Genomic DNA, 9,493 nt, shown 5'->3' on the forward strand with positions numbered 1-9,493 from the left:
GAATGACACACTGCTATCGGGGGCAAGCCCCCTCCCACATTGGATACCTGCATTACGCGCAGGCCGGGCTTTTTTCATTATCGGTTCGGTTCGCAATCACCACTGATAACCAACCCCCACGGCCACGCCAGTGTCATTCTGGCTGCTCGTAGTGCCCATGAAGTTGGTCGACCAGCGACCATTCTCGGACACGTGCGAAACGCCAATAGCCAGTGCCGATTGCCCGCGGTAATTACCCATCGCCACCGACGTCATGCTGCCGCCGGCAACGGACGAGCGCGGCAGGCTGGCCATTGCCATGGCGCCGGCGATACCGGCGCTGAGGGTGTCGTCCTGCTGCTTGAGGTTACGTTTGAGGTCGGTAAAACGCTGGTCGGTGTAAGCCTTGGAGTTGATGTTGGCATTCATGATGCCGCGGCTCACTTGGTCAATGTTGGCGGCATCCGTGCCACGGGTGCCGGCGGCGACATTGGTGATTTGGCGTTCACCACCCGCGCTACCTACCGAGACGCTATTCTCGCGATCCGCCACCGAGTTGGCCCCCAGGGCCACGCTGTTTTGTGCCGTGGCCTGGGCGCCGTTACCCGTTGCCGTGGCATTTTCAGCGCTGGCCACGGTGTTGCTGCCCACGGCCATGCTGTTGTTACCCGAAGCCTGCGAGCCCATGCCACCGGCTACCGCGTTGGTGCCGGTTGCCTTGGGTTGTGCGGCGGCGCGGGTGTTATTGACCTGAAATGCACCACTGGTGCCGTTCTGCACACTGGTCACTGCGGCGTCGACCTTGGCTACGCTGCTGGTGACGTTGGCAATCGCGCCGTCCACATTTTTGATAGAGCCTTGAATCTGATTCAGGCTGGTATCGGTGTAGGCCTTGGACTCGGCCACCGCACCATCGAGTTGGCGCACGTTGACGGCGTCGGTAGCCCGGCTGCCATCAGCGACGTTGCTCACTACGCGTGTTTCGCCAGTGGTCGCGTTGCCTACCGATACGACGCCGGCCGTGGTGTTGCTGGCATTCGAATATTTGCCGGTATAGGTCTCGGTGCCGCGCTGGTCGTCACTGGCGCCCTTGCCGATGGCGACACTGCCGGCAGCGGTGGCTTTCGCACCGTCACCCAGCGCTACCGAACTGCTGCCGCTGGCAACGGTTTCATTGCCCACGGCAATGGCCGCCGTACCACTGGCTTGGGCATCAGGGCCTACTGCCATGGCATCGGTGCCGGTGGCCAGCGAATCGGCCTTGGATGAACTGGCGTGGAAGTACTTGATGCTTGAACCGCTGTTCACGATGTTGTTGAGTTGAGTCGTCAGGCCGACAACGGTGTTATTGGTCAAGAAAAGCTGGCTGCCATTGACTGCGTCGGTGCTGGTAGCGCTGAGGCTGCCGGCGGCGACGTTGGTCAGGGTGGTCGCAGCGCCACCTGGGTTGAAGGTCACTCGCGTTTTACTGTTCACGTCATCGTACTTGACGCCCACCGCAGCGGTATTGGCCAGGCTGTTGCTGAGGCTCGTCAAGGCATCGCCGACATTGGTGCTGGTGGTGGCGGTGGTCGTATTGCCTGCCGTATCGATGGTGGTGGTGTTGAAGCTGGGCGCGGTTACAGCACCCGTCACCGGATCCACTTGCGCGCCACCGCCCAGTGCATTGACGACGTATTGGTTTTGGCTCCCGGAGTTGGCAATCAAGTTATTGAGCTGGGCGGTGGTATTGAACAGTTGGCTGCCGTTGACCGCGTCGGTACTGGTAGCGCTCAGGCTGCCGGCAGCGACGTTGCTCAGGGTCGTTGCTGTGCCGCCTGGGTTGAAGGTGACCCGGGTTTTGGTGCTCACATTGTCGTACTTGACGCCCACTGCAGCGGTGTTGGCCAGGCTGTTGCTGAGGCCAGTCAAGGCATCGCCGACATTGTTGCTGGTGGTGGCAGTGGTTGTATTGCCAGCCGCGTCGATGGTGGTGGTGCTGAAGCTTGGTGCGGTCATGGCGCCAGTAGTCGGATCCACCTGCGCACCGCCACCCAGAGCGTTGCTCACACTTTGGCCGAGTTGGCCGATTTGGTTGCCGGCGCTGTTGGCGAGGTTGCTGATCTGCGTGCTCAGGTTGGTGACCGAGGTATTGACGTTGGTGCTCAGGTCGCTCACCGAGGTATTGGTGGCATTCAACTGGCTGCCGTTGACCGCATCCGTGCTGGTGGCTGACACCCGCCCGGCGGCGACATTGCTGATCTGCCGCTCGGCACCGACGGCGCCAACGCTGAGCACGCCCACAGGTGCAGTACCGGCGTAATTGTAAGTGGTGCCATTGATCACGCCGCTGGCAGTTGCAGTGGCCGCAGCGGTGGTGGCGCCATTACCCAGGGCCAGGGAGTTGGCGATGCTGGCATTGGCACCGTTGCCCAAGGCAATGGCGTTGTCGGCCGAAGCAGTTGCCACCGGCCCGATGGCTACGCTGTCGGTGCCGGTGGCCGTGCTGTCGCCCAGGGCCGAGTTGCTGTGGAAGTACTTGATACCAGCGCCGTTGGTGACGATGTTGCCAAGCTGGGTACTGAAGCTGTTGCCCAGGTTGGTAATGGACGTATTGAGGCTGGTGCCCAGGTCGGTGACCGAGGTGTTGGTGGCGTTCAACTGGCTGCCGTTGACCGCGTCGGTGCTGGTGGCGCTCAAGGTGCCGGCGGCGACGTTGCTCAGGGTGGTGGCGGTGCCGCCTGGGTTGAAGGTCACCGAGGTTTTGGTGTTCACATCATCGTACTTGACGCCCACGGCGGCGGTATTGGCCAGGCTGTTGCTGAGACCAGTCAAGGCAGCGCCCACGTTGTTGCTGGTGGTGGCGGTGGTGGCATTGCCAGCGGTATCGATGGTGGTGGTGCTGTAGCTTGGCGCGGTCATGGCGCCAGTAGTCGGGTCCACTTGTGCGCCGCCGCCGAAGGCCGCGCTGACGCCTTGGCCGAGTTGGCCCATCTGGTTGCCGGCGTTGTTGGCGAGGTTGCTGATCTGCGTGCTCAGGTTGGTGCTCAGGTCGCTCACCGAGGTGTTAGTGGCATTCAACTGGCTGCCGTTTACCGCGTCGGTGCTGGTGGCCGAAACCCGCCCAGCCGCGACATTGCTGATCTGCCGTTCGGCACCGACGGCACCAACGCTGAGCACGCCCACAGGCGCAGTACCGGCGTAATTGTAAGTGGTGCCATTGATCACGCCGCTGGCAGTTGCAGTGGCCGCAGCGGTGGTGGCGCCATTACCCAGGGCCAAGGAGTTGGCGATGCTGGCGTTGGCACCGTTGCCCAAGGCAATGGCGTTGTCGGCCGAAGCAGTTGCCACCGGGCCGATGGCTACGCTGTCGGTGCCGGTGGCCGTGCTGTCGCCCAGGGCCGAGTTGCTGTGGAAGTACTTGATGCCGGCGCCATTGTTGATGATGTTGCCAAGCTGGGTACTGAAGCTGTTGCCCAGGTTGGTAATGGACGTATTGAGACTGGTGCCCAGGTCGGTCACCGAGGTATTGGTGGCGTTCAACTGGCTGCCGTTGACCGCGTCGGTGCTGGTGGCCGAGACCCGCCCAGCGGCGACATTGCTGATCTGCCGTTCGGCACCGACGGCACCGACACTGAGCACGCCCACAGGCGCAGTGCCGGCGTAATTGTAAGTGGTGCCATTGATCACGCCGCTGGCAGTTGCAGTGGCCGCAGCGGTGGTGGCGCCATTACCCAGAGCCAGGGAGTTGGCGATGCTGGCGTTGGCACCGTTGCCCAGGGCAATGGCATTGTCGGCCGAAGCGGTTGCCACCGGGCCGATGGCTACGCTGTCGAGGCCGGTAGCCGTGCTGTCGCCCAGGCTGGATTCGCTGTGGAAATACTTGATGCCGTCGCCATTGTTGATGATGTTGCCCAACTGGGTGCTGAAACTGTTACCCAGGTTGGTAATGGACGTGTTGAGGCTGGTGCCCAGGTCGGTGACCGAGGTGTTGGTGGCATTCAACTGGCTACCGTTGACCGCCTCGGTGCTGGTGGCGCTCAAGGTGCCGGCGGCGACGTTGCTCAGGGTGGTGGCGGTGCCACCTGGGTTGAAGGTCACCGAGGTTTTAGTACTCACATCATCGTACTTGACGCCCACGGCGGCGATATTGGCCAGGCTGGTGCTGAGGCCGGTCAAGGCAGTGCCCACGTTGTTGCTGATGGCAGGGGCGCTGGCATTGCCGGCGGTATCGATGGTGGTGGTGCTGTAGCTCGGTGCGAGCCAGGCCCCCGTGGTCGGGTCCAACTGCGCGCCGCCACCCAGAGCGGTGGTGAATTGTTGATCCTGGGCGCCCAAGGCATTGACTGCCGTGTTGGTCGCGTTCAATTGGCTGCCATTGATCGCATTGGTGCTGGTAGCCGAAACCTCGCCTGCGGCGACGTTGGTGATCTGCCGTTGCTGGGTTGCATTGCCAACACTGAGCACGCCCACAGGCGCAGTACCGGCGTAGGTGTAAGTGGTGCCGTTGATCACGCCATTGGTCGTCGCAGTAGCAGCAGTGGTGGTGGCGAAAGAGCCCAACGCCATGGAGTTTGCGACCGTAGCACTGGCGTTGTTGCCCAGGGCGACACTGTTATTGCCTGACGCAGCGGCCTCACCGCCAAGCGCGACGGCGCCGGCTGCCAGCGCCTGGGCCTGCCAGCCCAACGCAAGACCGTCAATGCCGGAGGCGGTGGATTCAGAGCCGATCGCGACGGAACCGTTACTCTGGGCGCTTGATAAGTTCCCCAAGGCGATCGCTCGACCACCCGTTGCAGTGGTGGTGGCACCGTTACCAAGGCTGATGGATCCGCCGCCGGCAGCTGTGGCCAACGGGCCGATGGCCACACTGTCGAGACCGGTGGCGCTGCTGTCACCTTTGGTTGAAGCGCTGTGGAAGTACTTGATGCCCGTACCGTCATTGACCATACCGCTCAGTTGGGCACCCTGGGCGCTGACGGTGGTATTGGTAGCATTCAACTGGGTGCCATTGACCGCCTCGGTGCTGGTGGCACTCAAGGTGCCGGCGGCAACATTCGCCAGCGTGGTTGCAGCGCCAGTCGGGTTGAACGTCACGCTGGCCTTGGTGGCCGCGTCGTCGTAGTTGACACTGACGTTAGCGCTGTTAGCCAGGCTGGTGCTCAGGTTGGTCAATGCATCACCGACATTGGCGCTGGTGGTGGCGGTGGTGACATTGCCCGCTGCATTGACGGTGGTGGTGCTATAGCTTGGGGCGGAAATCTGCCCGGTAGTGCCGGTGACTTGAGCGCCACCCCCCAGCGCGGTTGCCGTTGAAGTTGCGGTGTTGAACAGTTCGGCGCCGTTCACGGCGTCTTGCGAGGTGGCCGAAACAGTGCCGTTCGCAAGTTGCAGGACTTTAGTGCCACGCATGTCGAGGGTATTGATATGCGCACCGGCGGTCACCGGGGCCAAAAGTGTTGCGGTGGAACCGCCATTGACAAAGAGTTCGTTACCCAGCGTCAACGATGTCGCCCCGAGGCCTACTTGACCCAGTGGGTTATAGAACAGCGAGTGATCAGTCTGAGTTGACTTGTCGGATGGAGTACACGCCGCGTTAGTTACGCCGCTTATCGAGCCCGAGTCACCGACCCGGCTGCAGCCGTTATCAGTGCCATCGTTGACGAAGATTCCATCGCCTGGCCCTGCAACAGCGATGGATACCGTCCCGAGAGTCAACACCATCGGAATGAGAGCAGTGCGTACTATGCGCAAGCTGAGTGAAACAGCATTGATAGAGCCAGGCAGTTGTTGTACGCCCAGTGCCGTTTGCGTCTTGGCCAAACCACTTCGATCAATGACCGCGCGACGGCTGCTTCGCCCGCCACTGCTGCTTGCGTGTTCAGAGACGACCAACCAACAGTGTTTTGAAACGCTCCAAATCACAGCATGTATTTTGTTCATGTCGATGGCGTAAGCCGTCTCCGCAAAAATAATTAAGTTGGGGTTCCGTTAATCATTCGCGCTGAAACTCGCTGGATAACAGAATTGAATTTAGCAGGCTTTTTAAAATGAGCGACTCCCCGCTCGTATGGATTGGGGTTGCTTGTTTTTAGTGCTTGTTGAGTGTGTTTGTTCATGAGGTCATCTGGGTGGTTCACGTCTCATGGAGCAAACTGACGTCCGTATCGGCCCTGCCTGGTTGCACTTGTCTGCGCTCAGGAGGGGGTTGTCTCAAGCACTTACAAGCCATGCATATTCAAGCAATCTGAATCCTATGGCTCTGTAGGAAATTTCCTGTCGGCCGCGAACGGACATAGCGTTCGTAAACCGCTTTTCGGCAGAGTCAATACGATAATTATCAAAGAGATAGGTGGGCTTCTGATGCACGTAGGATTCAATATTGATGCGGGTAGGGCGTCTTGATCGGGAAAATTTCCCACGCCTGCGCTTGAGCGGTACTGGTGCGGTGCTACCTCAATCGGTCTTTTGAGTTCGATGCAGCAAGCCTCCGGCTGTCTTTCGCGCAGCTGCTGCTCACGGCGCTCAGGCAGCGAGGCATTGCCTGGCGCTTTAAGCACTGACACATCAAAAACTTTTAAAGCGAAGTTTTTTTGCAGCCTTTGACATATTTAGTAATGGAGTTTTTTTCGCTATCCATAAAAAATATTCGAATTTTTGCTTCTTGGAAACGGCTTGAGGTGTAGGGCATTTAATAGGGTTTTTTAACCCTACAGCTAAAGATTCCCCCTCCCCAAATGTAGGAGAAAAGATTTAGCGAGATAATTTCTCGATTCGGCTAAGTGTCTAGCGGTAGTTTTGAGTAATTGATGTAGGAAATTTCCGAGCGTGATTGCTTATATAGGTGTGCTGTGTTGAGTACTCATGAAAATGTGAACGAAGGTGACGTATTGATATTTTTTCAAACGGGATGTAATACTCTTTAAACGTTATGTTTATTACTGGGGGCTCTCACGCAAACCGTCATTGGCTCCCGGACAGGAGTTGCTATTTTCTTGTGCGCTGTTTTGGTGCGGGCAGGCCCAGCGAGCTGCTTGAAAAGGAGCAAATCCTGAAGCAGGGCGCCCAGTTGCCCGCCGCTCGCTGAAGGTAAAACCATCGCAGGGCGAAGTACCACGCTATAGGTGTGGGTATTCAGTTATTACACGAAAGTGAGCTGCTTTTTGCAGCTTCTCAGCGGAGTTTATATGCCAGGACGGCAACCCTTTAGAGGCTGTCGACCAAGCATTAACTCCAGTTTCAGTTGTTGTTCGTGACGCAATAGCGTGTCGCGCAAAGCGTGTCTGGAGGACGTATGGCTTCAAATAGCTTTCAAAACGAAGTGCCCAAGGCTCGGGTAAATATCAAGCTCGATTTGCACACCGGCGGCGCGCAGAAAAAGATAGAGCTGCCACTCAAACTCATGGTCATGGGTGATTACAGCAACGGTCAGGAACAGCGTCCGTTATCTGAACGAAACAAGGTAGACATCAACAAGAACAACTTCGACAGCGTGCTGGCCGAGTTTTCCCCCAGTGTGAAACTGGCGGTGGAAAACACACTGGTCGAGGGCGACGCCGAAGCGTCCATTGCACTGACGTTCCGCAACATGAAGGATTTCGAGCCTGAGCAGGTCGCCCGGCAAATGCCGCAACTGCGCGCCCTGCTGGCGATGCGCAACCTGTTGCGCGACCTCAAATCCAACCTGCTCGATAACGCCACCTTCCGCCATGAGCTGGAGCGCATCCTCAAGGACGACGCCCTGAGCGACGAACTGCGCGCTGAACTGGCCGCCCTGGCGCCACCTTCTGCTCGTTGATTGCCCTTGGTTTTCTGATAAGGAAGTTTTGATCATGTCCGTAGAACACCCATCCTCACAACCGCAACCAACCCAGACCTATGCCGCCGAAGTCGGCCAGGGCGTGTACAACGCGTTGTTCGCCAAGATCAACCTCAACCCGGTATCGGAGTTGGGCGCGATCGAGCCCTTCCAGAATGCCGAAGTGCTGTCCGAAGCTTCGCCCGATGAGCGAGTGACCGCAGCAGTCAGCGTATTCCTCAACCTGCTCAAGCAGTCGTCGCAGAAAGTCGAGCGCCTGGACAAGACGCTGCTGGACGAGCACATCGCCGCGCTGGATACGCAGATCAGCCGTCAACTCGATGCGATCATGCACCACCCGGATTTCCAGCGCGTCGAGTCCACCTGGCGCGGCGTGAAGTCGCTGATCGACCAGACCGATTTTCGCCAGAACGTGCGCATCGAACTTCTGGATATCAGCAAGGATCACCTGATCCAGGACTTCGAAGACGTACCTGAAATTGCCCAGAGCGGCCTGTACCAGCACACCTACACCCAGGAATACGACACCCCGGGCGGCGAGCCGATTGCGGCGGCCATTTCCAACTATGAATTCGGGCGCGGCCCGCAGGATATTGCCCTGCTGCGCAACATTTCCAAAGTCGCCGCTGCTGCCCATATGCCGTTCATTGGTGCGGTGGGGCCGGCGTTCTTCGGTAAACAGTCGATGGAAGAAGTCGCGGCGATCAAGGACATCGGTAACTACTTCGACCGCGCCGAATACATCAAGTGGAAGTCGTTCCGCGACAGCGATGACTCGCGCTACATCGGCCTGCTCATGCCACGTGTACTGGGCCGTCTGCCCTATGGCCCGGACACTATTCCGGTGCGCAGCTTCAATTACATCGAAAGCGTCAAGGGCCCGGACCACGAGAAGTACCTGTGGACCAACGCCTCGTTCGCCTTTGCGGCCAACATGGTCAAGAGCTTCATCACCAACGGCTGGTGCGTACAGATTCGTGGCCCGCAGTCGGGTGGCGCAGTCACCGACCTGCCGATTCACCTCTACGACCTGGGCACGGGCAACCAGGTGAAGATTCCGTCCGAGGTGATGATTCCGGAAACCCGCGAATTCGAATTCGCCAACCTCGGTTTCATCCCGTTGTCGTACTACAAGAACCGCGACTACGCGTGCTTCTTCTCGGCCAACTCCACCCAGAAACCCGCGCTGTACGACACCGCCGATGCCACGGCCAACAGCCGCATCAACGCACGCCTGCCGTACATCTTCCTGCTGTCGCGTATTGCCCATTACCTCAAATTGATCCAGCGCGAAAACATCGGTACCACCAAGGACCGTCGTTTGTTGGAGCTGGAGCTGAACAAGTGGGTAGGTGGCCTCGTCACCGAAATGACCGACCCGGGTGATGACCTGCAAGCGTCCCACCCATTGCGCGATGCGCGGGTGACGGTCGAGGACATCGAGGACAACCCGGGGTTCTTCCGCGTCAAGTTGTATGCGATTCCGCACTTTCAGGTCGAAGGCATGGACGTCAACTTGTCGTTGGTTTCGCAGATGCCCAAGGCCAAAGCCTGACCCCCTTCGCAAGGACACGATGTGATGAAGATCGACCGCCCCCTGTGGGCCGCGGGCGCCTTGCTGTCGCCGCAACAGTTCCAGCAGCAGGCGCGTTGGGAGGCGTGGGCCGACGACCGTCTGGCCCATCTCTGTCTCGTACACCCCTGGGGGGTTTGGGG

The 9,493-nt window shown here is 59.1% G+C and carries 3 protein-coding genes and 2 pseudogenes; 3 read left to right on the forward strand and 2 right to left on the reverse strand.

Annotated elements, in window-relative coordinates:
• Nucleotides 1-96: 96 nt before the first annotated feature.
• Nucleotides 97-5,463: a YadA-like family protein gene (locus FEM54_RS15735; RefSeq protein WP_240792754.1), complete on the reverse strand. Its 5,367-nt coding sequence runs from the start codon at nucleotides 5,461-5,463 to the stop codon at nucleotides 97-99.
• Between the two features lie 309 nt (nucleotides 5,464-5,772).
• A pseudogene (locus FEM54_RS35105) lies at nucleotides 5,773-5,901 on the reverse strand (ESPR-type extended signal peptide-containing protein); the annotation flags it as partial.
• 1,351 nt (nucleotides 5,902-7,252) lie between these two features.
• Here FEM54_RS35105 and tssB point away from each other — a divergent pair.
• The 3 genes and pseudogenes from tssB to FEM54_RS34655 form a co-directional block, all read left to right on the forward strand.
• Nucleotides 7,253-7,756, forward strand: a complete 504-nt coding sequence (tssB, locus tag FEM54_RS15740; RefSeq protein WP_138451809.1) for a type VI secretion system contractile sheath small subunit — start codon at nucleotides 7,253-7,255, stop codon at nucleotides 7,754-7,756.
• 34 nt (nucleotides 7,757-7,790) lie between these two features.
• Complete coding sequence (gene tssC, locus FEM54_RS15745; RefSeq protein ID WP_138451811.1) at nucleotides 7,791-9,332, forward strand: type VI secretion system contractile sheath large subunit; 1,542 nt, start codon at nucleotides 7,791-7,793, stop codon at nucleotides 9,330-9,332.
• Nucleotides 9,333-9,356: 24 nt separating this feature from the next.
• Nucleotides 9,357-9,493, forward strand: a pseudogene (locus tag FEM54_RS34655) (type VI secretion system baseplate subunit TssK); the annotation flags it as partial.

Source organism: Pseudomonas edaphica, from assembly GCF_005863185.1.
GTDB lineage: Bacteria > Pseudomonadota > Gammaproteobacteria > Pseudomonadales > Pseudomonadaceae > Aquipseudomonas > Aquipseudomonas edaphica.

Bases quoted from the DNA above. Each gene is read 5' to 3' on its own strand.
- tssB (WP_138451809.1), top strand. From the start codon at position 7,253: ATGGCTTCAAATAGCTTTCAAAACGAAGTGCCCAAGGCTCGGGTAAAT.
- tssC (WP_138451811.1), top strand. From the start codon at position 7,791: ATGTCCGTAGAACACCCATCCTCACAACCGCAACCAACCCAGACCTAT.